We start from the raw sequence: 1,522 nt of genomic DNA, 5'->3' as shown, positions 1-1,522 counted from the left end.
AAGAAGGGAAATACAAAGGTCGACCGGTTAATGTCAAATTGCACCAAAAGATAGAGGGCCTACTTCGAGAAGGCAAAAGCTACAGCCAGATTGAAACGCTTATAGGCTGCTCCAGACACACGATTTCCAAAGTTTCTAAATTAATAAAAAATAACAATACACTATGTTAAAACCATCACGACAAGAACGAGCCAATCACTTTATCCAAAAAGCAAAACTAAAGTACGGTGAGCGGTACGACTATACGAAAATGAAGTATGTCAACCGGACTACTCCTGTCGAAATATTATGCCCAGAGCACGGCGCCTTCCATACAACACCCAATAACTTTCTGGCCACGGTAAAAAAAATCGGTTGCCCGCTTTGCAGTCGTGCACAGAAGGCAAAACGTACACCACAAAAAGCCAATGATAAGAATGAAATCAGGGGGTGTGGGACGGATAACTTCAACGTTCGTGGAGGGACGAAACAATATAACCACCTATTGCTGAAGGTGTTTGATTAACGAGTGACCACCTAGATAGGGGGATGTTTGTTATTTGTTAGGTATCGTTGCTCGGCGCTTAAGGTCTTGAGCCTTCAAAACCTTGGCTCCCATGATCACAACTCGAAGAAAACTCTGTTTTGATTGGGACTTGTTCCAATTATCTAGGTTCTGGCGCGTTGTAGATGCGTACCTAGCCAATTCGTCAACGGTATCAAACCCAGCCATTTTACTGAGTTCTGAGAGCTTATAGTCTGGTACAAAACCCATGAGATATCTCCGAAATTATTAGTCAAAATGTTTGACCAAAGTACTTATTTTAGTAAAGTATTTTGACTAATGGAAACTATCTCGTCAATATGTTTGACTAAAAATTTGTAGCTAAAATACCCTATCAAAAATTTCATGCAAAAAGGGCTGCTGTAATAACAACGCCCCTTAGCTGATAGCACTGAGATTTTAGGCCGTACTCAAATTAATTAGTCTTCGAATGGTACTGGGGAAGACTCACCTTTACCATCAAACAAAACAACCACTTCTGTTACCCCATTTTGCGGAGATCTTTCGACCCAACCATTAGGATCACTTCCTTCCTCTGGCGCACAATCTCGAGTCCTAGATACACAAGCGAACGTGTACATGACTTGGATACGCTCTTCATCTACGATCACCTGCATTGAGCCATATGTAGGTTTGTAATATTCATAGTAATTCTGCAAAGTACGCATTTTCTTCTCGGCTAATTCAGCGTCAATCGGTGCATCAATACGGTAGTAGACTAGTTCATCATCATAATTCCAGCCTTTACTCCACATCCCTTTGATGTGTGATGGGACGCCCATTTTTCCGATGTCGGCACTGGCTCCAGGATAGCCATTGACGGCTCCATAACTAAAGCCGGTCCAACCGCCTCCTGTAGTTTGAATAGACACGTCACTCATAATATAGAAATCACTAAGGCTTCCTGCGTTACCGATGGTTGATTTTATTAATGGCTGCTCTTCTTGACAGCCACTCAAGGCGACCATTGCAATGAGG

The 1,522-nt window shown here is 42.3% G+C and carries 3 protein-coding genes; 1 reads left to right on the top strand and 2 read right to left on the bottom strand.

Annotated elements, in window-relative coordinates; genetic code table 11:
* Positions 1–163 precede the first annotated feature (163 nt).
* A complete protein-coding gene (locus AB6E51_RS24390) occupies positions 164–505 on the top strand; it encodes a DUF723 domain-containing protein (protein WP_102333111.1) in 342 nt (113 codons plus the stop codon).
* Positions 506–535: 30 nt separating this feature from the next.
* On the opposite strand, the gene AB6E51_RS24385 is transcribed toward AB6E51_RS24390, so the two are convergent.
* Both AB6E51_RS24385 and AB6E51_RS24380 read right to left on the bottom strand, forming a co-directional pair.
* Positions 536–754 carry a hypothetical protein gene (locus tag AB6E51_RS24385; protein ID WP_102333112.1) on the bottom strand — a complete coding sequence of 73 codons (219 nt, stop codon included), beginning with the start codon at positions 752–754 and terminating at the stop codon, positions 536–538.
* A 209-nt stretch (positions 755–963) separates the two neighbouring features.
* A partial coding sequence (locus tag AB6E51_RS24380) for a hypothetical protein (protein ID WP_372140310.1) occupies positions 964–1,522 on the bottom strand: 559 nt, incomplete at its 5' end.

It is taken from the genome of Vibrio sp. 10N.247.311.47 (genome assembly GCF_041467535.1).
Classification (GTDB): Bacteria; Pseudomonadota; Gammaproteobacteria; order Enterobacterales; family Vibrionaceae; genus Vibrio; species Vibrio crassostreae_C.
The sequence above is the reverse complement of the archived record's forward strand: the minus strand, read 5'-3'. Positions and strand labels throughout refer to the sequence as shown.